The sequence below is a fragment of the Paenibacillus sp. N3.4 genome (genome assembly GCF_008017805.1).
In the GTDB taxonomy this organism is placed as follows: Bacteria; Bacillota; Bacilli; order Paenibacillales; family NBRC-103111; genus Paenibacillus_E.
In genome coordinates this window covers 53,108-77,682 of the sequence record NZ_VRTT01000031.1, presented here as the reverse complement: position 1 = coordinate 77,682, position 24,575 = coordinate 53,108, and the positions used below count along the sequence as shown (strand labels likewise).

Sequence of the window (24,575 nt, the reverse complement as noted above, 5' to 3'; positions counted from 1 at the left end):
AAACAATATAGAACCGATCAACATTATAGGAACCATGGGAAATAGTCCTCCTTAATCCAAGTGCTCATCGTCCACCGGTTTAGCTTTCCGTTTGGCTGCTTTTAAGTTTACTTCAAACAAATCCTTCAGCTTGAGGTGAAGACTTACTTGCCGAAACGCAACGGAGAGAATAAGAAAGGATAAGACTACTGCAATAGCAGTAACATCATTCGGCATGGGCTAGGCCCCCTTTCCGAGTGGGGCGAGGAGGAGGATGCTCTGTAGAGCCTCTCCCTCCTTTCCCTTTCAGCCTGAGAAGTGAAAATTAGACGTCGGTCCAGGTAGCATCAGTCTTAACGGTCACGTAGTTAAGTACGTTGCTTGTCACGGCGGCGAATTCCTTTGGGGCACCGGCTGCATTTCTGGCTCGCAACATGGTGGACGGGTTGCTATCCAGATAGATGGCATCGGTGCATCCGATGTACTCCTTCATGATTTTGCGAACTTGCCATGCACTGGAGTCGTTACATGCAAGCATGATGACTTTCTTGTCCGAGCTCCGGTATCCGATGGCAGTATGGTACATCTTCGCACCCGGAACGCTGAAATTATACACCGGATCATTATAATTCCCATTCGTGTTTTCCAGAGCAGAGACTTCATTGATGAAGGCCTGCTCTCCGGTGTTGGGATCATAGTACTTGTCGAGGTAGTAGCCAACCCCGCCAATGGCCCATTTAATAGGGTTGCTTCCGCTAGTGAGTTGACTCAAGGTAGATACGTGGGACACAGCAACATATGTAGAGCCGCCATACGTATAGCAGTACATCGTTTGTCGCGGGTAACAGTTCACATCGCCACCTGTGATAACTTTTGCCCCATCTTTTGCGGCAATTTGCCAAACCGTATCAGGATTCTTACCGTAGAAGGTTCCGTTAATCCCGTAACGGTTTTGCCCTTGCAGAGTACCAGATGAACTGGAGCCGAAGGTTTCCACTGTAACCGCATCATAGTCAGCCACAATCACGTGGCAAGTCACACCATTAGTAACAAACGTGTTATAACGTGCATTAGACATATTGTATTCCTCCTGTTTTGTAGCGTAACGTAACGCTTTATTTTAGGTTAAAAAAAGAGTGGGGTTTCCAACGCTAGGAATGTTTCCCCTACATTCCTAGCGCTGTCGTTTAGCTCATATTCCTTAACCTTGCCATCACTATATCATGTAGCGTTGCATTACGCAATACTATATGCATCTTTTCTTTTTTTCTAATCCCGTTCGTTATCTTCATTCGCGGGCACGGATGCGGATCCCCATCAGATCATCCGCGGCGGAGCCCCTGGCTTTCCTTTTAACGTTCTCTCTCCAATCGCTTCCTTTCAAGTGGACTCCCCGATCCGTGCAAACCCCTGACTAAAAAGGATTATGGGGCTGATTCGTTCCAGTACCCCAACTTCAACTCCTCATCTACAATTTGAAACCGGAATAGTTGTGTTCCACTCCAAAATGGATTCGGATCACTCGCTTGATGGCGTAGTTCCGCATAAGCAACAATGGTGACTGAGGGACCATCCGCCCGGATCAGACCCGTGGCCTTCAGCTTTAATGTTTCTCCCTCTGTATGCTGCACTGAACCCGCCGGATCCACTGCCCCGAACTTATCTTCGTACTTTTGTGGAATGCGGTTGTTAAACACATACATATAATCATCCAGTAGAGCTACCAGTTCTTGGCCCAACGGCGATAATATTTTGCGTTCCTCTAACCCCATCACTTCAGGGTTCGGAGGCACATGATCGGTATGCGGCTTAAAAGAATGAGTGTCTGTACTTGGCAGTACCGAAACGACGGGACTATTTGCTGGAGGAGATTCATTCTCCGCACAACCCGTTGCGCTGGCCAACACAATTAGAAAGACAAAGATATATCGCTTCATAGGATCTCCTTTTCGAATAGCTTACTATTTAGACGCTCAACTCTCTGGATTTGTTTCATCGTAGGTGACTAAGTCAGGAAAGTTTCAGTGTTTCGAGTTTCAGCAAGTAGCAGGCATAGAAGCAGCTCGAAACATTCTAGCAATTAATTTCCCAATTATACCATTTTCAGGTATAATATGCATATATCGAACGACTACATTTTTTGTGATATTGTTAAAGCATAAAAATCCCTTATCAGCGGAAGTATGCTTGATATTAAAAAACAACGTTGAAAAGTACTATGACGGGTTGCCAGAAGTTAATAAACCGTTAAGACAGTCATAAATAGAGCAATTAAATAGCAACACCGACTGGATTCCTATAGAGGAAATTGAGAAAGAAATCGTTGGAAATAGCGATGATTGGGCTCATTTTAAATTTACTTTAAACGTAAATCTGACTATGTTAAAAAGTGAAATTCCACAATGATATACCGGTTTATCTGACGATATACAAAAATGAGGATTACTTCCAACGATCTCTTTTGTCTAAGTTAATAAAAGAATATCAAGGGTTAAGATTAAATTATTAAAGACTTGGTTGCTAAAGTGCCCAAGTCTTTAATTGTTCAAGTAATATTTTCAAGTTCGATTTCGGTATGGAATAGTAGAGGTACTGATCAAATTGTTTGTCTACTACATCCATGTAGAAATAGTGGTTGTGAGAAAATCCTTCAGAGTCGTTATTAAGTAACAAAGCAAAAGAACTGTAATCTTCTGTATCGTAATTTGCATACTGAATCTGTGTATCATTCGGTTCTGAGCACAGAATGCTTCTAATAAACCTAGTTAGCTTAGTGGGTTTCATTTTCTCTAAAATTTCCGTTTTAAAAATAAGATTCGATACCACTTGATGCATTTTTTTGCCCCTTTTTTGTTATGAATTTTTTTACGATTTGTATGTTTGATTATACAAAACATACGTTCTCCTTTTAAGAGTGTATTTAGCAATTAATTCCATAAAAAACATAAGTTTTGGATGATCTGGACATATTCGGGTACAATACATGTCATGCTTATAGGACAACTAATAGTTATAACTTGTCTTTTTTAATAACAATGATTTCACCAATAAAAGGCCACGGGATACGTGGCCTTATTTTTTGCCGACACGACCTAAGATGCCACAAGAACACCCTACCGTCTCTGTTCAGTTTTCGGATATGACTAACTGTCATCGATTGAACATAGAACAAGATAGAAGTAACAAGAATAGAGCCAACCAACATTACAGGGACCAACGGAATCCCCTCTTTAAGTCAAATCATCTTCCTCCAAGTGTACATTTTTACGTTTGGCTTTCAAATCCACCTCAAACAAATCCTTCAGCTTGAGGAGAAGCCTTACTTGCCGAAACGCAACGGAGAGAATCAGAAACGATAAGACGATCGATAAAGCAGTAACCTCATTCGGCATTGGCTTTCCGTGAGGGGCGAAGGAGGAGGAAGCTCCGCAGAGCCTCTTCCTCCTTTCGCCTAAGTAGAGAAAATTAGCAGTCGGTCCAGGTAACACCAGACTTAGCGGTCACGTAGTTAAGTACGTTATAGCCGGTAGATATTTTTGCGAATTCCTTTACGGTGCCGTTTGCAGTTCTGGCTCTTAACATGGTGGACGGGTTGCTGTCCAGATAGATGGCATCGGTGCACCCGATGTATTCCGTCAAGATTTAGCGAACTTGCCATGCCTGGAGTCATTACATGCAAACAAGATGATTTTCTTGTCAGAGCTCCGGTAGCCGATGGCCGTATGGTGACACTTGAAACCCGCTGTGCCGAAGCCATTCACCGAAGAGGTCGTTTCCAGAGCAGAGACTTGGTTAATAAGGTCCTGTTCCAAGATGATATTTTTATCGAGATAGTAGCCAACCCCGCCAATAGCACAGTTAAGCTTGTTGCTGCCAGCGGTGAGTTGACTCAAGGTAGAGACGTGGCTTACGGTGACATATGTCTGGCGTTATAAGTATAGCAGTACATCGTTTGCCGCGGGTAACAGTTCGTATCGCCACCATTAACAACTTTTTGTCCATCCTTTGCGGCAATTTGCCAAACCATCGGCGTACCGCCAGTTGCAGGATCGTCACCAAGATTGTAGAAGGTTCCGTTAATACCGAAACGGCTTTGTACTTTCAGAGTAACAGCTGATGCAGAACCGAAGGATTCCAAAGTGACCGCGCCAGCGCAACGGGTTGTGAGGGTGGGAAGGAATCTCCTCCAACGACTAGTCCCAACATCGTCTCGATACTTCCGACTACACAGGCGATTTTTTAAGCCATATACAGATCATGTGCCCCCAAATCCAGAAGTGATGGGAATAGAGGAGCGTAGGGCGCCCAATCTTCTTGACATTCCCCTCCTCACGTAATAAAATATTTTTACGTACCATATATTTTGTATTGGAGGCATCCATCTCCATGCTAAAAGACATGCAAGACAGCTTCTATATCCAATCGCCCGAGCAAGCGACAGTTCTGTTGAACCCGATTCGCGGCGAGATTATCGCTCAGCTTATGGAGCCTGCATCAGCGGCTGAAGTTGCCCGAATACTGGGGGAAACCGCTCAGCGCATTAATTATCACCTTAAAGCGTTGGAAAAAGCAGGTTTAGTTCAAAAAGTGGGCACTCGCCAAGTACGCAATTTGGTCGAGGTACTGTACCGATCCATTGCCAAAACATTTGTTTTGGCCGAGTCGCTCAGTATGAAACCCGAAACGTTGCAAAAATTGAAGGACCAAAGCTCACTCGCTCACCTCGTTACTACATCGGAGCGAATCAAGCGAGATGCCATGCTGCTTATGGAGCAGTGCGAAGCGAATGAAGTGATTCCCAGCGCATCCCTTCAATTCCAAGTTCATCTGTGTGATGAAGTGCAAAGGCAAGCGTTCGTTGAGGAATACACAGCGTTGGTTGAGCAAATGGTTCAACGCTATTCCGCGGCCTCAGCCGAAAATCAGGCGTATCAAGTTCTCTTAGCTGTGTATCCAAAGCCCCAAGAAAGTTGAGTATCCAATCTTCCACCTTTAAAGGAGGCATTCTCATGGATCAAAAACAGTCTGCCAGCAAGCCCAGCAGTACGGCTTCATCTGTTGTCGTTTGGGAACAAACCGCTAATCACACGCAGAAAAAGAATGAACATGTCATTTCTATCGACACCTATCGCAGACAAAGCGCTAAGCATACCGAGTCAGAAGCTACCGTCTCTGTTCGAGAAATTTACACGAATCAAGTTGAAGAACCAATCCGGTTAATCATGATTTCCTCCGGCTTTGGTCGCCAAACATCGTTGAACACGCCTACTATTCAAGGAATGGCTGCCTAATAAACAAATATGGAAAGAGGATGATACCAATGAGTTTTATACCTATGGTTGTTGAACAAACCGCTCGTGGCGAGCGCTCCTACGACATTTACTCCCGTTTACTTAAAGACCGTATCGTATTCCTGGGTACAGAAGTAGACGATCATGTAGCGAACGCCATTGTTGCCCAACTGCTCTTCCTATCTGCCGAAGATCCGGAGAAGGATATTTCGTTATATATTAATTCTCCTGGAGGTTCCACATCTGCAGGTCTGGCTATATATGACACCATGAATTTCATTAAACCCGATGTATCGACAATCTGCGTAGGGATGGCCGCATCCATGGGCGCGATTCTCTTAACTGCTGGAGCACCCGGCAAAAGATACGCTCTTCCTAACGCAGAAGTGATGATTCACCAACCATGGGGCGGCGCACAAGGGCAAGCCAGCGATATCCATATTCGTACTCAACACATTCTCAAAACGCGCAACACACTCAATCGCATTCTCTCTGAAACTACGAAGCAGCCTATTGAAAAAATTGAGCTCGACACAGACCGCGATTACTTCCTAGAAGCCGAAGATGCAAGAAAATATGGGTTGATAGATAAGGTTATACAAAAAATTCAAGAGTAATCCTTCTTGATATGCAAAAGACTACCCTCGCAGCCTAGTGGCTCAGGGTAGTCTTTTGTTGTAAAAATGTTAAATGTGAATAACTTTATCGCGGGTAATAGATAACTTCTCATACCCTGTGTCTGTGATTAAGTACGTATCCTCAATCCCAACGACTCCTCGTCCGGGAAACGTAAATTTAGGTTCAATTGCGATGACCATACCAGGTGCCAGCGGGTATTTGAAGCCTTTGGCGAGAACGGGAAGTTCATCGATTTCGAGTCCGATACCGTGACCAAGGAATTTCACTTGGTCAGCGCCGTAACCCATGAAGTGAGCGCTCAGCCCCGCTTCCTCGACTTGATCCAACGCGAGCAGATACAGATGCTCGGCGATCATTCCCGGCTGCAGCCTAGCTTCCGTGGCATGGAGCACCTGCTCCGCCACGTCGTAGGCCCTTTGCAGCTCAGGGTCTAGTTCGCCGATCACGAGCGTACGCGTCTGATCGATCAAATAGCCGTCGATCGAGCAGCCGAGATCGACGAGAATCGGTTCGCCGCGCTGAATCAGCGCGCGGCCTGAGCTTTGCGGGCTGGACGGGTGGAGCCCCGTGCCCCCGGCCGGCCCGTCGAAATAAGTGGGCACCGCTGCCGCCGCGCCTGCCGCTACCATTCCGGTGATTAACTCGGAATTGTAGGCGCGCATGCGCATCAGCCCTTGGTGCCCGCGCATGCGGAGCTGATGCTCGATGAGCGCCATCAGCTCAAACTCCGCCATCCCCTCACGAATGTGAGGGATGACCGCTTCCAAAGCTGCGTCCACGATGTGCGCAGCCTGCCGAATCGCCGTGATTTCATCCGGCGATTTGATCATTCGCTGCTCGCGCACGAGCAGCGAGCCGTCCTCCCAGGCCGCGCCTGGAAAGGCGGCCTGCAAGCGCTGGAACTGCTGGACGGGTAACACGTCCAGCTCTGTTGCAATTCGCAGCGTACCTGCTGCGAAACTTTCCGGCAGCCCTGCATAGCGGGCCGCAAGACGCTCTTTGAGCGTCTTCAAAGACCCGAGCGCTTCCACGGCCGCTGCCGCTTCCTCCTCCGCTCGTGCTAAACTTCGACGAACGAGGTAAACAGGCTCCCCTTCTGCTGGGATAAACAAATACCCCGTTTGCATCGAGCCCGTATAATAATATAAATCTACATTTTGCGTAACCAGGAAGCCAGACCATCCGCGCTGGACCAACTGTGTTTGCAGCCATTGTTGTCTTTTTGAAAATATAGACACGAGCACAACTCCTCAAATAAACCGAATTCACACATCACCTCCACATTATACCTCTCGCATCCTAAATACGAAATCGTCCTATTCCCTTTTATTCCTTACAAGTTCAAAATACGATCTCCTCCGAAGCTTTAATTGTCCATGTGATCGGCTGCAGCACCGAATACGTCCGTGGAAATTCCAGACGAATAAACATAATCACACCCGGTCTGTCCAAGGTGACAGAATAATTATTAAGCGCATCGGTATAGTGATAAGGAAAGACCTCCCCATCATTAACTACCTTAAACAACTCCACAACAACAAGGCTGCGTAAAAAAGTATCCGGTAAGGGTTCATTTCCTGCATTCAACCTCAAATTAGCTCGGAGATACCGCAGCGCCTCATCTCTCGCCTTCATTTCATCGATTGCATGAATACCCCGTGCCAGTTTGACTTGATCATTTTGCTGAGCAGCTGCATGAACGGCGCGATTCAATGCATGCTTGCCGTGAAAAAGCGTATGCATCGCTATTTCTTCATCTGTCTGTAAGGCAGACAACCCCATATAAACCACACTCATTAACACCATTAAAAGTAGTTTATACATCCTATCCCCTTGGCACGAGTATTAAATTCTCAAGGCACATATTCACTCATTTTCATTCCCGCCGCTCCCATGCGATCCGTTTGTTTAGGAACCGTAATACCGATAAGCTGGTCGATCACAAAAAGCCGATGATACGGATAAGATATATGCAAAGATAAACCCGTTCCTCTCCAGATCGGCCGACTCGCATCCATACCCGTGGCTCCCGTAGTTGTCGTTATCGTATAGACAAGATCTCCGGGAACAAATCCTCTCTCTTCCATCCGTTCTCGCGATGCCTGCAACATCGCTTCATTAATGTAGCCATGCCTAGCATTGGCACCGATTTCAAGCAAGTAATCGACTTCTTTTTGCAAAATAGCTTGTCTGGCAATAATCACATGTTTATAAATAGGCGAAAACATAAACCAACAAAGCAGGGTCGCGAAAAGAATGAAAACAAGAATCTGCTTCACGGATCAATCCGCTCAATCGTCCCATTGATTCTTGCGCCGCTAAGACTAATTTGGTTGCGAGTACCTGCACTACCGCCCACAACATGGCTATAAATCACCATCACCACCATGACTAACATCACAGTCACAAGGATTGACCTCACACTGCATCCCCCGTTAAGGCTGTAAAGCCGTAATATCTGTATTAGCCTTCGTCCCATGAGTTTCAATATTCTTTCTCATCCCCGTAGACCCATTATTAATAATGGATGTAAAAAGAAGAGCTACAACAATTAACATCATTACGGTTATCAAAATATTTCTCATAAATTCCCTCTTTTCTTAGTTAATGGCATTAAACAAGCGTTGGCCGTCTGCTATCCATGGATACATGAATACACGAAAAGTGTTCAAAATCGGTAATCCCGCTAATACGAATAAGACATACGATACGGTTTCTTTTTTACTGGCTTGAACCAATTCCATCTTCTCTTTATAGTCTTGAATCCGCTGCTTTAATAACTCATAATAACTGCTATGTTCATTCAGTCTCATTGCATTGATGGTTTCCCCAAAGCTATGCGCTTCATCGGTACCCAACCTCGCTTGAAAATGCTGAATGGCGATCTCAGCACCTTGATACCATTCATTTAACATGCATTGAAAATGAGACTTTATATAGCGTGTATGACCTGCACATAATAAGAGTTTCGCATGCAAATTCATATGTGAATTATCGTAATAAAGCAGATGATGGCTAATTAAATAAATCTCTTTAATAATTCGATGCGCCCGCTGCTCTTTCAATTGTGCCAATGTCTTCTTATCAAAAAGCAAGAAAATCAGAAGACATCCGGCCCCCATCATGACATAGATCGGTTCAATCAGAAAAGCCAGCCAGGAATACTCCTTCGCCCCATAAGCTAAAGCTCCAATAGCAAAGACCCCAACGATCGATAACCTTCTGACACTTTCATAAAGGGCAGCATCCATCCATATACCGCAACCAAGCAGTAGCTGTCGCTTCTCCTCTATATTTTGGCTGCTTATTCGTAAACAAGCGAACAGCCAGGAAGGCATTTTCGTCTCTTGAAGTGTTCTTTTGATGTGATACGACCTCCACCTTTTTATCCTCATAGGTACATAAAGGAGGCTGTGATAGAAGATCGTCATAAAAAGAATAAAAAGCGTTAGGTTCGAAGCTGTCTGCAAAATTGTAAGCTGTGAGCTTTCAATAATCACTTTTGTCGCTCTCACATCCTTCGCATAGATAAGTACAATCCCATTAAAAATGAGATAAAAATAAGCAGTAGGGAGTCCAACAGCATATTCCGTCCATCAGGGTCAATCATGTAATATAAATAGGCATTTTCGGTATTCACCTTAAAATTAATAAATAAAAATAAAGCGAGGAAGAAGATCGGTGTGAAATTAGCAATTCTAATTTCGAGAAGTCGATTTCTTTCGATTTGATCAGTACGCTGGGCCTTCCTCATATCCGTAATCAACTCTTTCAAGCTTTGTCCTACGTGATTGCCTTCTTTTAATGCTACACGCATAATACTGATAAAATAATCTGCCCATGTATGACCTAACGTAAGCGCAAAAATTCTCAAACACTCCTCAGTCTCCCTCTGTGTCATTAAATTACGATATAAGTGCTCAAATACGGGCTTAATCGGGTGTAAAATTCGATTTTCTTCTAAACAAAACTTAAGGGCAACTTTCATGTTTTTATTAGGATCAATCATATAGTACTGATAGAACACTTCGACAGCCGGCAGAAACTCTAATCTAGTTTGCAATCTTACACTGATCAGCTTCATGCGAAGCAGCATATAGGGCAATGAAACGCAAATGAAGGTAACGACTATAACCCCTTTTACGGTTTGAAAAAATAAAGCCCCTACCAATAAGCCGCTTAACAATAATACGACACTCGCCGTCATCATCCCCATCACACTCATTTTCGATTCGACGGATTCCATCAATTCCTTTATGTGCCTAACGAACATACTCCTTTTGCCTAAAAAATCACTCAATTTGTTTCCTAATGCAGAGCTTCTGACATAATGCAGTCTATATCTGGCTTTGCGTTGTCGGATTACAAGGTGTAGAAGGGAATGAATGAACACATAAATAAGAACAAACAACAACATCAGACATACATATTTGGCGAAAATCATTCGATTCCATCGTCCTCTTTCTTAATAAAACCGAGATTCGTCAACAAAACAAACCCATCTTGGTCATGTTTAACTATTTTCTGCAAAGCACGATGTGACAATTTCCCGGGAAATGTCCATCGTTCGGTCATATTGTCATAAAGCGCGAGATCCGTAACTTTCACCTCCTCATTGTCGTATTCATATTCGCCAATGCGCACAATTTTTCTTTTCCCCTTAACAACCGCCATCTCGATGCCGATTTGTGTAACATATTCCGTGATTCTTTTCGTTAAACGATGTGAATTCATCCCCCTGCCATCTAACATGCACATATCACTAATGGCATCGGGCACATCTTCAAGTTCACCCACATGAACGGAAGTAATGCTCCCATCATGACCTCGTGTACAGGCTCTTACATATAAGTTAGCGTCATCATCACGAATTTCTGCATGACATATGCGTTTAGGAGATTGTCTTAATGCTAATTTAAAAGCTTGCAAACCGGAGTGCCGGGAGTCCTCCTCATCAATTTCATATTCCACAATATTTTTTGATGGGAAATCCCGCTTCAAATTCAACTCAAATCTCGATTCAATCGTAATGATCCGTTCGTTGTCATCCATTTCCCCAATAATAGCTTTGATTAAATGCGTCTTCCCCGAATTGGTTGGGCCAATAACCACCATATTAAAGTACGATCGGATTAAACAGACGATTAAATCTTTCATGGTAGCATCCATCGTTTCCAGCTCATCTGTTGCCAATGAGGTCAGATCGAATCTTTTTACTGTGTAAAACCGGATTGTCAACGTAGGTTCAGCCGTAAAGCCGAAGCCTGTCATCGTCACGCGTGAACCATCTCGCAATGTAACTTCCGCCCATCGCTTCCTGGGAGTCAACGTGTCATTATTAAACAGAACTAAGTTTTGCTGAATGCGTTCCAGTTCACGTGAAGAAGGCATTTGATACGGTGAAGGAACCGGAGTGCCGTTGCGAACTTCAAAAATCTGCCTCCCAATCACTTGAATTTCTTCAAGTCCTTCTTTATGTTTCAATACAAGCTCCAGCACATTTAGACCAATAATCTCGGCAAATATAGCTTCAGGCAGCGTACTATAACCACTTGCGGCAGGAGGGAGATCAGTCCGTCTTCTTTTTGAAACCAGATCATCAATAATCGCTAGCAGCTTATTTCGATCCTCCTCATACCCCAGAATGGCACGGTTTAACGTTTCATTATACAACTGCTTTTCTGCTTCTGTTCTGCCCTTTAACGTCACCAACTCACTTCGGATATCCTGAACCCACTGTTGGAAAACAGCATCTGCCTGAGTCTGAACGTCGTCTTTACCATGTCCGTCTACACTTAAGGCTTTCCTAGCTGTACGATAGTCAGATTCACCTGCCTTATCAAGTTCAAGACCTACTGATGCCCTCCGTCCAAAACCTTGCGCTTCCCGTTCGTGCATATAAGTAATAATGGAAAACCTTTCTTCACTCACTCCTTTCACCTCCTTCTGTTTGATTTATGTCGCTGCCCGTCTGCCTGTTATGATCCGATGCAGCCAATTGGCTTGCCGCAAACTCACCTTTCTAGGCAAATTGTAATAATCAATGAATTTACGGGAAACCGTGAAAATTTCATTCCGCATAGCGTGATCTGGCAGCAGCATATCCAATAGCTTCCCTTGATTACATCGCGAGAGCGCATCATTATGCTTGGAGATTCGGCCAATCAGATGAAGTTGGGTTTCCTTACGAATGTCTTTTATCGTAAATTCAGCATGCTTAGCATGTCGATCTGTCTGAACAGCCAGTAATTCGAAACCGTCCGGCTGAAGGCCGAATACCGATCCAACCTGCCTGATCCATTTTGAAAAGTCCTCTTGAAACTGCGCAATATCCGCTGTCGTTACAACAATCCTGCTATCAGCCTCTAATAATCCGCACACGGTAGCCGCATTGTCCCAGTAAGCATTCACTTCTACAATACAAACATCGAATGCCGCTCTAGCCACCCGCAGCACATGTATGATTTCTGATGGTGTAAAAAATTCCGCTTGTTCCCGCAGCATATTACCATAAAGCACATAGAGACCCGCTGCCTCCTTGGGCTTGTCGCATACTTGCAGCAGCCTCTCCGGCGTAAGGCTCTGCCCCTTCAATTCCGCACGTAAACCGTCCAATGTAAATACATGCTCATCTCTGCCTAAATAGCGATGAAGTTTAGAGCTTTTTAAATTTAAACATAGGTAACCGATCCGCTTCGACGTTTCCAAAGCCAAAGCATAGGCAACTCCAAAGGAGGCTAAGGTCGTGCCAATATTTGGCGTGGATCCGATGAAAGTGATTAACTTACCTGAGGGTTGTGGATGTAACTGATCCCCTCCCAATCCGTCCACCCACGCTCGAATATCATCCGCAATAACTGCGGTGCTCCGTCCCGGCTGAATATAATCGAGCTTCATCAGCTTGCATGTCTTCACGTATTTCTCATTAATTGCAGCATCGTGATAGTTAGAGAGCAGTACAATAATTTTCAATTCTGCAAATTGATGCTGCAGCCCTTCCAGAAATTCCTCAAAATCCCCAAAATCCATATGCCGATCTGAGAGAATGACATGTGAAAAGCTTGTTTCGGACAATCTTCTTAATAAATCGTCTGCATCTGAGGACAGAAACCAAAGTAAAGGCTTCATGTACACAACATTCGTAATCTCATCAATCAATCGCTGATCTGTTGAAAGCAAACCTATATTCATAGAGCATCCTCCTTTCATTCTTCTGCTAGTATCGAAGATGAGCTGAACGCAATGACCAATTTCGCCTTCTTCGCACTGCACAATTGATCGATATCCAGCCATTCTTTCTCTGACAAGTTAAGATTAATTTGATCAATGGCACCGTTCGCTTCCAGACGCGAAGCATACATCTTTTCCTTATCTCCCTCGACTTTGGACAGCAAATTGGAAGTTTTGGGGTTATCGATCTCAACGTTCGCCGACGACTTCACAGAAGCAACGGTTATCTCCTTTTCCATAAACAAGCGTCTTGAACTTCCATCCAGCGCAGACACATATATGCGTACCCGATCTCCTGCGCGGATGCCATTAGAAACCGACAGCAAGTACTCTTTGGGTATTTGAAAAGTAGCCTGATCTACACTTGGCAGAAGATGATAACGATTAACTTTCCATTTCAATATAGGTTCATGCTTCCCTAACGGTATTAATGTTTCCTGACCAGCGATGTCGTTCAGGTTTGTCATCATACTGCTCGTAAAGCTGCCTTTTTGAATAGCTTGAAGCTCCAGCATTTCCTTCCCAACCAAAGTCCCGGCACGAATAAAGTCCTTAGGCACAACAACTTGAACCGTTTGTTGCAGTTCCACTTGTTTTATCTGCATCACATATACGCCATATACCAGCAGCCCTGCCAAAACGGCAGCCACCAAGCTAATCATTAGGCTTCTCCTGCGATTCAAAATCCCACCTCCTCTCCCATTCCGACCTTTTTTTGATAAAAAACAAAAGAACGCAAACCTCAGATGGGGACCCATCTGAAATTTGCGTTCTTCGCAAATCACACAACGTGATATGATAATTAATCGCTATGAAACTAAATTATCACAAAGACTTCCATTTTTCAACATATTTTCATTAATTTCTTTTTTGCTTCAATCGTTTGAACCAGACTTGACTTTAAACAATAGGTACGAGTGACACAACTATTATCTCAATCCAATTGAAATAGTCGTTCTGTATAAAACGACTATTGAAAGCGCTAGTCCTGCACTTCCGCGAGTGTAGGGAGTGCTGGAATTGCCCCTCTACGGGTCGTAGTGATGGCTCCGACACGATTCGCGAACGTGAATACACGTTCTGTTGCCCCGTCTTCACTGAGCGCATCAACGATTGTAGCTGGCGTCAAGCCCAGCGACGCCAGTTGTAAGAGCATGCCGCCGACGAAGCTGTCGCCGGCGCCGGTCGTATCCACGGCAGCAGCGGGCTGGCCGGGAACAAGTACGTCCTGCCGTGCGGTAACAATACGGCAGCCTCCGGGTCCTAAAGTGATGATAACCACTTTAGGTCCTTGCTCCAGCAGCTGCTGCGCCCCTGTGGTCGCATCCACGCCGAGGAGGAATTCAATTTCCTCCTCGCTCACTTTGACCACATCCGCTAGCGGAAGCTGCGCAAGAATTTCTGCCCGAGCCGCGTCAGCGCTCGGCCATAGCGCAAGGCGCACATTGGGGTCGTAGGACACCAATGCGCCAAGATCTCTGGCGCGGCGCGCGGCGTCCAGCGTAGCGGTGCGGCAAGGCTCGGCGATCAGCGATACCGAGCCGAAATGATAGACCGCGCGTCTTCCAGCCACTGCGTCTCGACTTCGTCTTCGCGCAGCAGCATGTCCGCCGCCGGGTCGCGGAAAAACAAAAAATCGCGCTCGCCATCCGCGCGCAATGAAACAAACGCCAGACCGGTCTTCGCCTCGTCGGTCTGGATAACTGCCGTTTGCACGCCGACTTCGTCAAGCGTGCGCAGTAAGAAATCGCCAAAGGGATCTTGGCCGATTTTGCCTATAAACCTCGCGTCGCCGCCCAGTTTGGCGACGCCGCAGCCACATTGGCCGGCGCTCCGCCCGCCGCCCGCTGGAAACTCACAACATCAACCAAAGCCTGCCCGTTTACATCAGGCACGAAATCAATCAATAGCTCACCCAAACACACAATAAAACTTTTACCCATTGTCGCATTCCTCTCCTTTTGTCTGATAACCTAGTGCGTTCATCACATAAATTGTCGTTTGATTCACAAGCGTTTGCGAATCAGGCCGCGCATCCGTAAACATAAGCTCGAAAAAATCCCGCTGCTTATAGAAAAATATCGAGCCTAACACAAACATAAGCGTGCTGTCCAGGGATTCAAAATGAAACATCCCCTGCTGCCTGCCTTTTTCCAACAAATCTCTAACCTTATTCCATAAAGGATAAACAATTTCTCTCATCTTCTCAACACGAGGCGTGATCGTGATAATCTCCATCTGGATGAGGGTAATCAATTCCGGATCCGCGCTTCTTATGAGTATAACTTCTTGAATAATCGTCTTGATTCCCTGAATCGGGTCCTCAACGACTAAGAACTCAGCTATCCGATGCGTAGGAAAAAAATGTTCAAAAATAGCATGGAAAACGCTCTCTTTTCCCCCAAAATAATAGGAAACCAGAGCCACATTGGCCCCGGCCTCCTCACATATTTGACGAACGCTTGTTGCATCATAGCCATACTTGGCAAAAAGCTTCCTAGCTGCCAAAAGTATCCGCATCTTCGCATCTATTTCTTGTTGAACCATCCGTACAGAGTCCTCCTCCGTTCAATTACACCGCTTGTGATTGATGTGTCTTGACGGCTAATTTCGCCTTTTTCAAGGAAACAACAAAGATGTCGATCACTAACGCAATTGCAGCAATAAGAAATAAAGAACCAACTTCCTTGCCTACTCCGGGCCCACCGAATAAAATATTCATGACGCCGTTAATTGCATAGGTAGCAGGAAAGAAATTACTGAGAGAATGATAAAAGTTCGACAGAAGCTCCCTTGGAACAATCGCTCCAGAGGACACTAATTGTAAGGATAACATAGCAATGTTAAATAGCATACCCGCGTTCCCGAACAATGTCAAAAACATCTGGGCTACGGCTGCGAAGGTGAATAAAAAGATCGATTCAAATCCCCATAAGGATAAAAACCCTTTTTCTACATGCCCACCTAAAGAGACAACCATCGTTGCGCTGACTAAACCAATTACGACTGAGGCAGCCACCGTCACAACAATTCGAGCAGCCAGTTTTCCCCATTTGGAAACGGAAATACCAAGTAGGGATGTGGAAACACTAAAGTTCATTCCCATGATCATCATCCCCACAATGGAGGCAAGAACGAGCATCATCGGCAGCATTTGATTCGGCATATCCTTCACCTTATTCGTGCTTTGTATGTCGGAGGTTACTTTGCTCGCTAAGCCTTGGGCCACTTGAGCGGCTTGATCAGCGGGCAAATTTGGGTTCATTTGTACAAGTACAGCAGAAGTCCCTGCGACAACAGCTTCTTTATTGACGATCGCAGTAATATTGCCAGCCACGGCTTGCATGACCGACTTGGTCATCGATGGATTGGATTCATTTATGGTATAACCAATTGGCGCTTTTTGCCCCTGTGTTTGAAGCTGCTTGGTAAAATCAGCCGAGATGTGTACGACCATTTGAACATCACGATCATTTAACTTCTTTTGCGCCTCTTCATTTGTTGGGATAAGCTCCGTTTGAAAAGGGAGAGTCCCTTGCAAGTTCTTTACGATTTGGTTGCCCATACCCTGATCTTCGTTCACAATCGCAATTTTTAAATTTTTGGTATTATCGGATACTCCCGTATAACCTGTCATCCAAATAATACTGAACAGCAATTGAAACATTATCGCGGTAGCAATACCAACCTTCGTCGATGTTTGTTTCAGAAACCCGCCTAATGCATGATTCATGATCATAATCCCCTTTTTTAAACGTTTGTTTAAATTAAACATTTGTTTAAATTATAGGATGATCATCTTCATCTGTCAATATCCTACCTCAATCCGATGTAAAATGTTCATGTGCCTTGTTTGCATCGTCCAATCAAGAGGAAAATGTTGTCATAGTATAAAGAGTAATAAAAATTCATTCAAGGAGTGGATATGAATATGGGAGTAGCAGTAGAAGGATTTCGTCATCGTAATCATATGGCCGAAGTTTTAGTTCTCTTTATTCTTTTGGTTATTATAACTATGGCTTTTGCATGGTAACGGTGGAATCACTTATTCTCAAGTAATTAAATAAAAGAACTCTCACCTTTAACTTCTTCAATAGTAAAGTGCAAATGTTATCATAAAAAGTGTCACAAAATAACTCTTGTCTGGCGCACCTTGGATGCGCCTTTTTACTTTTAGGATTCCGTGTCATATGCCCTTCTTCAAATGCAAAACGAAAAAGGGAACGTACAAAGCGGATACAATGCCCTAAACTGCTCGGCTTCAATCGATCAGATTGTTTAGCCGAGTATTCCTTCAGCAATTGCAAAGTGACCTCTGAAATATCAATATCACCCAACCACGAAATCAGCATCCTTAACTGCAAAGCGTATGCTATTAATGTGCTTGTGCTAAACCCCTGAATCAGTTTATCGGCTTCTTACAAACTCCACAATTCACTTATATTCATAATAAAAAACCTCCCTTACGCCGATCTATCACGATCCATTTAAAGAGAATTGCTATATGTTAACTTAGTCACTTCAAACAGATTCGCCCTTTTATTAGTTTCCTCATTATAAAACAAACCATCTTTAATATGATCTATGTAGAGAATTCCATTTAAATGATCAACTTCATGTTGGATGCATCTTGCTAGGAGTCCCTCACCATCAACAATCAACTCTGAGCCAGATCTAGTTAAACTCTTAATTTTTACAGATTGAGATCTTCTTACTACGCCCGAGTAACCCGGATATGATAAACATCCCTCAGGTCCTTCTTGTTCTCCGCTTCGATATATTATTTCGGGATTAATTAATTCAATTAAACCTTCACCGCAATCCATAACAATAACTCTTCTTAGAATTCCGACTTGAGGGGCGGCTAAGCCAGCTCGACCATCCGAAGCGTAAAGTGTCTCAGTCATATCATCAAGAAGCTTTATGAGTCTTGGAGTAATGCATTCAACTGGCTTAGATAACTTTCGAAGAATAGGATCTCCGAATGGTAAAATAGTCTTTATGGTCATTGTTAGACACCATTTATTCGTGAAGATGGAGTATGGACCCATAAGTCATTTGGTTTACAATCTAAAGCTGTACATAACGCATCAAGCGTATCTGCCTTCATTTGCTTCGGGTTCCCTGATAATAGAGCACTGATGGAAGGTGCAGAAAGACTATAGTTTACTTTTTCATTTAATAGACGTCCTAACGCTGCACCTGACCATATGCCTCTGTCAGTCATTATTTTTCTCAGCATCCATTCGAGCAAGTCGAGCACCCCTTGTACAAATATTAGGTATTACCTAATAAAATTAGTTATTACCTAATATCTAATTTATCATTAAATTTGGATATATTCAACAATTTTGCCCAATAGTTCAATAAATGAACAGGCTGTTGAGGCACCTGCTCTTCAATTAGCTATTCGAACAAGTCAAATTGTATAACCGGTCACAACCTCAATGAAGTTACTGTGTTGCGAGTCTTTGTTACTGAATAAACAAAGAAGTTTTAAAGTAGCAATTTGTTTAAGTATTGGAACGGATGGCTGTGCTGGAACTTTTCATAATTGCGGTTATGGAATTCTTTATGCTTACTGAATGCCTCCGTCGGGAATGAGATAATGTTCTTGTCACCCGACATTTAAGCTGCAAAAAAGTCCTATGAACCATGTCGGTTCATAGGACTTTTTAAGATAAGGGTTTGCTCTATCATTAACGCTAATCTGCGTTCACCTATTCCATTGCCCTTAAAACGTCAATGCATCGAATTCATGGCCGCATGCTTTACGATGACGCGACGGATGAAAAACGCCATGGCTAGGCCGATAAGAGACACAATCATCGTAAACATGAACACGTTCTGGGAGCCGAACATCATGGCTTTAGCCACCTCGACCGATTCACTCGGCACCGGAGAACTGTGCAAATACTTCTCCATGCCACTTGTTAGAATGCTGATTGCGATTGCCGTACCGATCGCACCTGCGACCTGCTGCAGCGTGTTCATGACCGCCGTTCCGTGCGGGTACAGTTCTGGCGGCAGCTGGTTTAGCCCGTTCGTCTGCGCTGGCATCCATACCATGGAGATTCCGACCATGAGACCAATATGCAAAGCCACGATAAAAGCTATAGAAGATGCAACGGATATACTGGAAAAAAACCATAACATCGCCGCTACAATGACGAGGCCTGGGATTACGAGCCACTTTGGCCCATACTTATCAAACAAGCTGCCCATACGTGGCGACAAGATGCCGTTCAACGCGCTGCCCGGCAGCAGCATGAGCCCGGTAGCAAACGCGGATAGTTTCATTCCGTTCTGCAGATACAACGGTAATATAATCATACTCGACAAGATGATCATCATGCACGACAGTACAAGAAGCAGCCCCACAATAAACATAGGGTACTTGAAGACTCGCATATTCATCATCGGGTCGCGCATTAACATCTGACGCAGCGTGAACAATACAAGCGCGATAAGGCCAATAATGATAGATGAGAGCACGATCATGCTGGTCCAGCCTCCATCGCCTTCGCCTGCCTTACTGAAGCCAAAGACCACGCCGCCGAAACCGATTGTTGACAAAATAATGGATAATGGATCAATGCGCGGTCTCGTGACCTCGGTGACGTTTTCCAGGTATTTCAATCCAACCAACATCCCTATGATCAAAAATGGCAGAGACAGCCAGAAAATGTAGTGCCATGATAAATATTCAATGAGAAGTCCCGCAACAGTAGGGCCGGTCGCTGGTGCGAACATAATGACTAGACCAACGAAGCCCATAGCCGCCCCGCGCTTCTCCGGAGGATATACGACGAGAATCGTATTAAACATGAGGGGAATTAATAAACCCATGCCCGCTGCCTGCAGAACGCGAGCAGTCATCAGCATTTCGAAATTGAGCGCAAGCGCTGCTATCAATGTCCCAACGATCGAGCTTGCAAGCGAAACAATGAAAAGCTGCCTAGTTGTCAACCATTGTAGCAGCAAGCCTGTCATCGGCATCAGAATACCGAGCGTCAGCAGAAACCCTGTCGTCAACCACTGTGCAGTCGCAGGCGAAATTTGGAACACGTCCATTAAATTACTAATGGCAATGTTGAGTGCCGTCTCGCTGAACATCCCAACGAAGCCGCAAATGAGCAGCGAGGCCATAATGGCCCGCGTATTATATTGCTTCATATGATTCACTTTCCTCTCCTAAAAAAAATTTCTTATGGGTCTCTATCTATTGGTCCCGCTATATAATACAACAGAGTGTGCACTTATCCAAGTCCAAAAACAGTTTACACTAATTTACTACCAGTTCAATTAAAAACCTCATTCAGGCCTGTCATCACATGGTCAATCTCTGTTTATCGTCAAAATTCCGACCTATCTTTGCAAAGAAAAGAGTTTGCGTACCTGCTCATTCCTCAACCAAAGGCCTCCCCAAACCAATACTGCAAGATAAACAGGAAACAGTATTGTAGAAAAAAGTGGGGCATCAACACGAATCTGTGTCGCAATCACTCCACCAAAATAACCGGTTAACAACACTGCCCCTAAGATAGATGTACGTGGTAAAGCATAAAGTATAGTTGCGAAAAGTCCTAGTATGCCAATCAAAAATATATGATGCTCCTGGTATCCAAGTGATACAGTAGAATCAACAACAAAAGTAGGTTTGAATAATTTCATGGTACTGTCAAGAAGCATAAACAATATGGAAATTCCGCTAATTACTCTTGCCGTCCATAAACGTCCTTTAGAAATTGTACCTGTCATTTTCCATTTCTCCCCTTAAAATTTTATAACAAAATTAGTTTGAACCAGAGTGATGGGAAATTAACCCATAGTCATAATAACGAATATATGTTCGTTTGTAAAGAATTTCGTCTTGCGCTTTTCTGCCCATTTCACAATAAAAAGAAGGAACAGATGCCGCGGCATACTGCTCCTTCTACGTTTAACTGAATTGATCTGTTAACTGAACAGCAACATTGCGTTTGATCTCTGGACGGTTGTGACTTATTACCAAGGTAGTTCTTCATCTAAATGATAGAATTTACCGGTCGGTCCATCTGGAGGCAAAGTGGCAAGTTTCACGCTTGTTCTGCTGTTTTCTGCAACATCCATATCCGCGTATTTACCGCCTATTTCTGTCTTCACCCAACCGGGGTGGGCGGAATTAACTTTAATTGGTTCTTTTAAGCTGAAATCTACTTACGAGACCTATAGCGCAAATAAAGGAATTAACACCATTATTGTCGAATTCATTTGTATGATGATGATGCGAATAGTAGATAAAACCACCCTAAAACATATAGCCATAATTCTGTTATTTCTTGGCGTTCTCCTCGGACTGCGGTGGACTTGGTCCACCGTATTTTCTACTTCTGAGCACCCTCATCCTGTACATGGCGTACTCGATATTCGCGGCATGGATTTAGAGAAATCTTCCTCGATTCCATTAGATGGCGAGTGGCAGTTCTACCCTTCTCAGCTGCTATCTCATCAGGATGTTCAATTGGCAGAAAACCAATCCCGCTATATTCAAACTCCGGGAAATTGGAGCCGCGCACTTCTTGACTCGGGTTCCTCGTATGGGTACGGTACCTATAGGTTACGCATTCTAGTCGATCCTCTGACACAGCCCGTCGCCTTCTGGCTCCAAGGAATTCAAGCTTCGTCGGAAGTAGAAATTAACGGGATTTCCTCGGCCGGTATCGGCAAGCCTGCCACGAACGAGAATGAATACACACCAAAAAACGTCTCATACACAGCTTCCTACTCCGTAGAAGGTTCGACTGAAATTGAATTGCTTATTCGAGCAGCTAACTTTGACAATCCATATAAGGGAGGTATCCTACGCTCCATTCGCTTTGGTTCTCAGGCAGCGATTGACTACGCACGCTGGTACTCTATCGGATTTCAACTGGCTTCATTTATTATTATGCTGCTTCACGGTTTGTACGCTTGTATTCTCTACTTATTTAACCCTCAGGAGCGAGCTTTGTTCTTTGTCGGTATGTTAACGCTGACCGTCGGCGTATCGGTCGTGGCGGGTCATGACAACATTCTCTTACTATGGCTGCCGATCAATTATACATGGGCGCTAAAAATTAAATTACTCTCCCTTTTGTGGCAAACCTTTTTTATTCTTCTTGTTTTCAGGAGACTCTCTACGGTTCCTACAAAGAACGTATGGTTGCGGACATACACCGTGTTGCTCATTATTTTTTCAGTATTCCTACTGGCTGCTGCCAGTTCACTGGTGAATGGAACAGTGGAGCTTCGGGTATTTACTATTTTCTATTTTTTCCCTTTTGCTTGGTTTGTTTATATCATAGGAACCATGATCTTCACAAAGCAAGCTGACAACGACAGCGTCTTTTTGCTGCTTTCCGCGGCAGGCATCATGTCTAATTTTCTTTGGAGTTTATGGGATTCTCTTAAAGATGTTACTCTTGTTTATTATCCAATTGATATTATCGCAGCAATTATTGGTTTTTCTACGTACTGGTTCAAAAAATATTTCCGTCATTCCAAGGAAAACACCAAGCTAAACGAACAATTACAAGCAGCCAATAAGCTGAAGGACCAATTTCTCGCCAATACGTCACACCAACTGCGAACACCGCTGCATGGCATTATGAATATTGCTCAAACCGTTGTAACCAAAGAGAAAGAGAAGTTGAATGTAAGCAGCCTTAAGGATATGGAACTGCTTATTACAATAAGTCGCCGCATGTCACACATGCTTGGCGATCTTCTCGATGTCGCGCGGCTCCAAGAACACCGCATTGCGCTTCATCAAGAGCCTTTACAGATCCAATCGATCGTTCCCGGCGTAATCAGCATGTTAAAATTTATGATAGAAGGCAAGCCTATCCAACTGAATATGGATATCGCGGAATTGATGCCTCTAGTGATGGCCGATGAGAAAAGGCTCGTACAAATTTTTTATAATTTATTGCATAACGCCCTTAAATATACGGAAGTAGGAACAATCTCCGTTACCGCTGAAAATCGGGGTGGACGTGCTTTTATTCATATCTCCGACACCGGAGTCGGCATGAATGAGGAAACGCAGGCACGTGTGTTTCTCCCTTATGAACAAGGGGCTTATGGCATAAGCGATGGACAAGGAATCGGACTTGGTTTAAGCATTTGCAAGCAGCTTGTAGACTTGCATGGCGGCGCTTTGAGCGTTCGCTCCGAACTGGGTAAAGGCTCCGTTTTCAGCTTTGATCTACCTTTAGCTAAAGTGTCAAATCTCTCAAGGTCACAATACTCTTTTGATCGTAAGCAGATCACAGATGGAACTGAAGACATGCTTACAGGGTTGATTTTTCCGGATACGGCTATCGGAGAATTGACAGCTACCGAATTTACTTCGCCATTTTTAAACAACGAGAAAATGAATATTCTCGCCGTTGATGACGACCCCATCAACCTGAGTGTGCTTGTTGGAATTCTATCAACGGAGCCGTATAACATCACAACAGCCCATTCAGCGGGTGAGGTATTGGCATTGCTAGGCAAGGGTCAATGGGATCTGCTCATTGCCGATGTCATGATGCCACAAATGTCCGGCTATGAGTTGACGCAGAAAGTAAGGGAGATCTACACCGCATCAGAGCTTCCGGTTTTGCTGCTGACCGCTCGCAGTCAACCTGCTGACATCTATACCGGCTTCTCATCGGGAGCCAACGATTATGTGACCAAGCCTGTTGACGCTCTGGAACTTAAATACCGAATCAGAGCGCTGACCACGCTAAAACAATCCATAAATGATCGGTTACGTATGGAAGCCGCTTATCTTCAGGCACAAATTCATCCGCATTTTTTGTTTAATACGCTTAATTCCATTATGGCACTTAGTCATATAGACCCCGAAAAGATGCAAGATCTGGGCGTAGCTTTCGCTTCTTATTTAAGGATCAGCTTTGATTTTTTAAATACAGGAGAGCTGGTAGAGCTTTCCCATGAACTGGAGCTCGCTGAAGCCTATTTGTATATTGAAAAAGAACGATTTGAAGAGAGGTTGTCTATCGTATGGGAAGTTGATTCCAACATCGACCTGCTTCTCCCTCCACTTTCCATACAGCCGCTGATTGAAAATGCTGTCAAGCACGGCCTCTTTAGTCAGAGCAAAGGCGGTACGGTTCATATTCGGATTACTCGCCAGGATGGCTCCACGCTTATTGAAGTAAGAGACAATGGCAAGGGAATGGAGCAAGAACAAGTCATTCGATTGTTAAGTTTGAGTTTGAAGGAAAAGCGCGGAATTGGACTTTCCAATACGAATCGACGATTGACACAATTGTACGGTCAAGGTTTGTCTATTCTCAGTAGGCCCAATGAAGGAACTACCGTGTCGTTCGTCATTCCGGACAGTAGAAAGAAGCCGAATATATCTTGAAATTGACGACAAATTGGGGTGTGCCTCTTTTCATT

At 44.2% G+C, this 24,575-nt stretch carries 28 protein-coding genes; 4 read left to right on the top strand and 24 right to left on the bottom strand.

Annotation, left to right across the window (positions count from 1 at the left end):
• Positions 1 to 51 precede the first annotated feature (51 nt).
• From FU659_RS35565 to FU659_RS17260, 6 genes are all read right to left on the bottom strand, one after another.
• Positions 52 to 216: a hypothetical protein gene (locus tag FU659_RS35565; RefSeq protein ID WP_187274207.1), complete on the bottom strand. Its 165-nt coding sequence runs from the start codon at positions 214 to 216 to the stop codon at positions 52 to 54.
• Between the two features lie 88 nt (positions 217 to 304).
• Positions 305 to 1,057: a phosphodiester glycosidase family protein gene (locus FU659_RS17275; RefSeq protein ID WP_147948709.1), complete on the bottom strand. Its 753-nt coding sequence runs from the start codon at positions 1,055 to 1,057 to the stop codon at positions 305 to 307.
• 346 nt (positions 1,058 to 1,403) lie between these two features.
• Positions 1,404 to 1,916, bottom strand: a complete 513-nt coding sequence (locus FU659_RS17270; protein ID WP_147948708.1) for a hypothetical protein — start codon at positions 1,914 to 1,916, stop codon at positions 1,404 to 1,406.
• 1,293 nt (positions 1,917 to 3,209) lie between these two features.
• The gene (locus FU659_RS35560; RefSeq protein WP_187274206.1) at positions 3,210 to 3,371 is read right to left on the bottom strand and encodes a hypothetical protein; all 162 of its coding nucleotides are present in this window, start codon (positions 3,369 to 3,371) and stop codon (positions 3,210 to 3,212) included.
• Positions 3,372 to 3,614: 243 nt separating this feature from the next.
• Positions 3,615 to 3,872, bottom strand: coding sequence for a hypothetical protein (locus FU659_RS17265; protein ID WP_147948707.1), 258 nt, complete (start codon positions 3,870 to 3,872; stop codon positions 3,615 to 3,617).
• A 14-nt stretch (positions 3,873 to 3,886) separates the two neighbouring features.
• Positions 3,887 to 4,117, bottom strand: a complete 231-nt coding sequence (locus FU659_RS17260; protein WP_147948706.1) for a hypothetical protein — start codon at positions 4,115 to 4,117, stop codon at positions 3,887 to 3,889.
• 248 nt (positions 4,118 to 4,365) lie between these two features.
• On the opposite strand from FU659_RS17260, the gene FU659_RS17255 reads away from it, so the two are divergent.
• The 3 genes from FU659_RS17255 to clpP are packed head-to-tail and all read left to right on the top strand — an operon-like array spanning position 4,366 to position 5,887.
• Complete coding sequence (locus FU659_RS17255) at positions 4,366 to 4,953, top strand: winged helix-turn-helix domain-containing protein (RefSeq protein WP_187274205.1); 588 nt, start codon at positions 4,366 to 4,368, stop codon at positions 4,951 to 4,953.
• A 35-nt stretch (positions 4,954 to 4,988) separates the two neighbouring features.
• Positions 4,989 to 5,270 carry a hypothetical protein gene (locus FU659_RS17250; protein WP_147948705.1) on the top strand — a complete coding sequence of 94 codons (282 nt, stop codon included), beginning with the start codon at positions 4,989 to 4,991 and terminating at the stop codon, positions 5,268 to 5,270.
• 29 nt (positions 5,271 to 5,299) lie between these two features.
• Positions 5,300 to 5,887, top strand: a complete 588-nt coding sequence (gene clpP, locus FU659_RS17245; protein ID WP_147948704.1) for an ATP-dependent Clp endopeptidase proteolytic subunit ClpP — start codon at positions 5,300 to 5,302, stop codon at positions 5,885 to 5,887.
• A 69-nt stretch (positions 5,888 to 5,956) separates the two neighbouring features.
• On the opposite strand, the gene FU659_RS17240 is transcribed toward clpP, so the two are convergent.
• From FU659_RS17240 to FU659_RS17165, 18 genes are all read right to left on the bottom strand, one after another.
• Complete coding sequence (locus FU659_RS17240; protein ID WP_147948703.1) at positions 5,957 to 7,147, bottom strand: M24 family metallopeptidase; 1,191 nt, start codon at positions 7,145 to 7,147, stop codon at positions 5,957 to 5,959.
• 103 nt (positions 7,148 to 7,250) lie between these two features.
• A complete protein-coding gene (locus FU659_RS17235) occupies positions 7,251 to 7,733 on the bottom strand; it encodes a hypothetical protein (protein ID WP_147948702.1) in 483 nt (160 codons plus the stop codon).
• 29 nt (positions 7,734 to 7,762) lie between these two features.
• Positions 7,763 to 8,188, bottom strand: a complete 426-nt coding sequence (locus tag FU659_RS17230) for a hypothetical protein (protein WP_147948701.1) — start codon at positions 8,186 to 8,188, stop codon at positions 7,763 to 7,765.
• Positions 8,185 to 8,331, bottom strand: coding sequence for a hypothetical protein (locus FU659_RS35555; protein WP_187274204.1), 147 nt, complete (start codon positions 8,329 to 8,331; stop codon positions 8,185 to 8,187). Before FU659_RS35555 ends, FU659_RS17230 begins: the two co-directional genes overlap by 4 nt.
• Positions 8,332 to 8,509: 178 nt before the next feature.
• On the bottom strand, positions 8,510 to 9,247 hold the full coding sequence (locus FU659_RS17225) for a hypothetical protein (protein ID WP_147948700.1): 738 nt from the start codon (positions 9,245 to 9,247) through the stop codon (positions 8,510 to 8,512).
• A gap of 173 nt (positions 9,248 to 9,420) precedes the next feature.
• Entirely contained in the window at positions 9,421 to 10,155 is a 735-nt protein-coding gene (locus FU659_RS17220; protein ID WP_222708565.1) for a hypothetical protein, read from the bottom strand.
• Positions 10,156 to 10,349: 194 nt separating this feature from the next.
• A complete protein-coding gene (locus FU659_RS17215; RefSeq protein WP_261807879.1) occupies positions 10,350 to 11,840 on the bottom strand; it encodes a CpaF/VirB11 family protein in 1,491 nt (496 codons plus the stop codon).
• A 24-nt stretch (positions 11,841 to 11,864) separates the two neighbouring features.
• Positions 11,865 to 13,100 (bottom strand): CpaE/TadZ family protein, encoded by a 1,236-nt coding sequence (locus FU659_RS17210; protein ID WP_147948698.1) that lies wholly within the window; start codon positions 13,098 to 13,100, stop codon positions 11,865 to 11,867.
• 14 nt (positions 13,101 to 13,114) lie between these two features.
• Complete coding sequence (locus FU659_RS17205; RefSeq protein ID WP_147948697.1) at positions 13,115 to 13,822, bottom strand: CpaB family protein; 708 nt, start codon at positions 13,820 to 13,822, stop codon at positions 13,115 to 13,117.
• A 299-nt stretch (positions 13,823 to 14,121) separates the two neighbouring features.
• Positions 14,122 to 14,799: a PfkB family carbohydrate kinase gene (locus FU659_RS17200; protein ID WP_261807880.1), complete on the bottom strand. Its 678-nt coding sequence runs from the start codon at positions 14,797 to 14,799 to the stop codon at positions 14,122 to 14,124.
• 115 nt (positions 14,800 to 14,914) lie between these two features.
• Entirely contained in the window at positions 14,915 to 15,082 is a 168-nt protein-coding gene (locus FU659_RS37275; RefSeq protein WP_397355926.1) for a PfkB family carbohydrate kinase, read from the bottom strand.
• Entirely contained in the window at positions 15,075 to 15,686 is a 612-nt protein-coding gene (locus FU659_RS17195) for a TetR/AcrR family transcriptional regulator (RefSeq protein ID WP_147948696.1), read from the bottom strand. The genes FU659_RS37275 and FU659_RS17195 overlap by 8 nt, the downstream gene beginning before the upstream one ends.
• A gap of 25 nt (positions 15,687 to 15,711) precedes the next feature.
• On the bottom strand, positions 15,712 to 16,872 hold the full coding sequence (locus FU659_RS17190) for a YhgE/Pip domain-containing protein (protein ID WP_147948695.1): 1,161 nt from the start codon (positions 16,870 to 16,872) through the stop codon (positions 15,712 to 15,714).
• Positions 16,873 to 17,152: 280 nt separating this feature from the next.
• Positions 17,153 to 17,491 (bottom strand): site-specific integrase, encoded by a 339-nt coding sequence (locus FU659_RS17185; protein ID WP_261807878.1) that lies wholly within the window; start codon positions 17,489 to 17,491, stop codon positions 17,153 to 17,155.
• 135 nt (positions 17,492 to 17,626) lie between these two features.
• A complete protein-coding gene (gene def, locus FU659_RS17180; RefSeq protein WP_147948694.1) occupies positions 17,627 to 18,148 on the bottom strand; it encodes a peptide deformylase in 522 nt (173 codons plus the stop codon).
• A 2-nt stretch (positions 18,149 to 18,150) separates the two neighbouring features.
• Positions 18,151 to 18,393 (bottom strand): helix-turn-helix domain-containing protein, encoded by a 243-nt coding sequence (locus FU659_RS17175; protein ID WP_147948693.1) that lies wholly within the window; start codon positions 18,391 to 18,393, stop codon positions 18,151 to 18,153.
• Positions 18,394 to 18,881: 488 nt separating this feature from the next.
• Complete coding sequence (locus tag FU659_RS17170; protein WP_147948715.1) at positions 18,882 to 20,315, bottom strand: DHA2 family efflux MFS transporter permease subunit; 1,434 nt, start codon at positions 20,313 to 20,315, stop codon at positions 18,882 to 18,884.
• A gap of 192 nt (positions 20,316 to 20,507) precedes the next feature.
• Positions 20,508 to 20,900 (bottom strand): DoxX family protein, encoded by a 393-nt coding sequence (locus tag FU659_RS17165; protein WP_147948692.1) that lies wholly within the window; start codon positions 20,898 to 20,900, stop codon positions 20,508 to 20,510.
• 502 nt (positions 20,901 to 21,402) lie between these two features.
• Here FU659_RS17165 and FU659_RS17160 point away from each other — a divergent pair.
• Complete coding sequence (locus FU659_RS17160) at positions 21,403 to 24,540, top strand: hybrid sensor histidine kinase/response regulator (protein WP_397355934.1); 3,138 nt, start codon at positions 21,403 to 21,405, stop codon at positions 24,538 to 24,540.
• The last annotated feature ends 35 nt before the right edge of the window (positions 24,541 to 24,575 follow it).

What these genes read in the sequence shown, in the direction of transcription:
- FU659_RS35565 (WP_187274207.1), bottom strand. Translation starts at nt 216, where the DNA reads ATGCCGAATGATGTTACTGCTATTGCAGTAGTCTTATCCTTTCTTATT.
- FU659_RS17275 (WP_147948709.1), bottom strand. Translation starts at nt 1,057, where the DNA reads ATGTCTAATGCACGTTATAACACGTTTGTTACTAATGGTGTGACTTGC.
- FU659_RS17270 (WP_147948708.1), bottom strand. Translation starts at nt 1,916, where the DNA reads ATGAAGCGATATATCTTTGTCTTTCTAATTGTGTTGGCCAGCGCAACG.
- FU659_RS35560 (WP_187274206.1), bottom strand. Translation starts at nt 3,371, where the DNA reads ATGCCGAATGAGGTTACTGCTTTATCGATCGTCTTATCGTTTCTGATT.
- FU659_RS17255 (WP_187274205.1), top strand. Translation starts at nt 4,366, where the DNA reads ATGCTAAAAGACATGCAAGACAGCTTCTATATCCAATCGCCCGAGCAA.
- FU659_RS17250 (WP_147948705.1), top strand. Translation starts at nt 4,989, where the DNA reads ATGGATCAAAAACAGTCTGCCAGCAAGCCCAGCAGTACGGCTTCATCT.
- clpP (WP_147948704.1), top strand. Translation starts at nt 5,300, where the DNA reads ATGAGTTTTATACCTATGGTTGTTGAACAAACCGCTCGTGGCGAGCGC.
- FU659_RS17235 (WP_147948702.1), bottom strand. Translation starts at nt 7,733, where the DNA reads ATGTATAAACTACTTTTAATGGTGTTAATGAGTGTGGTTTATATGGGG.
- FU659_RS17225 (WP_147948700.1), bottom strand. Translation starts at nt 9,247, where the DNA reads ATGCCTTCCTGGCTGTTCGCTTGTTTACGAATAAGCAGCCAAAATATA.
- FU659_RS17220 (WP_222708565.1), bottom strand. Translation starts at nt 10,155, where the DNA reads ATGGAATCCGTCGAATCGAAAATGAGTGTGATGGGGATGATGACGGCG.
- FU659_RS17210 (WP_147948698.1), bottom strand. Translation starts at nt 13,100, where the DNA reads ATGAATATAGGTTTGCTTTCAACAGATCAGCGATTGATTGATGAGATT.
- FU659_RS37275 (WP_397355926.1), bottom strand. Translation starts at nt 15,082, where the DNA reads ATGGGTAAAAGTTTTATTGTGTGTTTGGGTGAGCTATTGATTGATTTC.
- FU659_RS17195 (WP_147948696.1), bottom strand. Translation starts at nt 15,686, where the DNA reads ATGGTTCAACAAGAAATAGATGCGAAGATGCGGATACTTTTGGCAGCT.
- FU659_RS17190 (WP_147948695.1), bottom strand. Translation starts at nt 16,872, where the DNA reads ATGAATCATGCATTAGGCGGGTTTCTGAAACAAACATCGACGAAGGTT.
- FU659_RS17185 (WP_261807878.1), bottom strand. Translation starts at nt 17,491, where the DNA reads ATGCTGATTTCGTGGTTGGGTGATATTGATATTTCAGAGGTCACTTTG.
- def (WP_147948694.1), bottom strand. Translation starts at nt 18,148, where the DNA reads ATGACCATAAAGACTATTTTACCATTCGGAGATCCTATTCTTCGAAAG.
- FU659_RS17170 (WP_147948715.1), bottom strand. Translation starts at nt 20,315, where the DNA reads ATGAAGCAATATAATACGCGGGCCATTATGGCCTCGCTGCTCATTTGC.
- FU659_RS17165 (WP_147948692.1), bottom strand. Translation starts at nt 20,900, where the DNA reads ATGACAGGTACAATTTCTAAAGGACGTTTATGGACGGCAAGAGTAATT.
- FU659_RS17160 (WP_397355934.1), top strand. Translation starts at nt 21,403, where the DNA reads ATGATGCGAATAGTAGATAAAACCACCCTAAAACATATAGCCATAATT.